The organism is Streptomyces sp. SID13666 (genome assembly GCF_010548325.1).
GTDB lineage: Bacteria > Actinomycetota > Actinomycetes > Streptomycetales > Streptomycetaceae > Actinacidiphila > Actinacidiphila fildesensis.
In genome coordinates this window covers 1-225 of the sequence record NZ_JAAGLX010000268.1, presented here as the reverse complement: position 1 = coordinate 225, position 225 = coordinate 1, and the positions used below count along the sequence as shown (strand labels likewise).

The window sequence follows — 225 nt, the reverse complement described above, 5'->3', positions numbered from 1 at the left end:
GTGGATGAGTTCGCCGGGCCGTTCGCGTTCGTAGCGGCGGATGAGGGTGCCGGTGGGCCGGTCGAGCCACGCGAGGCGGTGCAGGTGGTGACGGGTCAGGATCCGGTGGACGGTCGAGGCGGGCAGGCCCAGGATCGGTCCGATCCGGGCCGGTCCCAGCTTGCGGGCCTGCCGCAGTGCACACACCCTCGCCTCGACCGCGGCCGGCGTGCGGTGCGGGGTCGT

The 225-nt window shown here is 74.2% G+C and carries 1 pseudogene; it reads right to left on the bottom strand.

What is annotated here, in order from left to right:
• Positions 1-225 (bottom strand): annotated as a pseudogene (locus G3I60_RS47420) (IS481 family transposase); the annotation flags it as partial.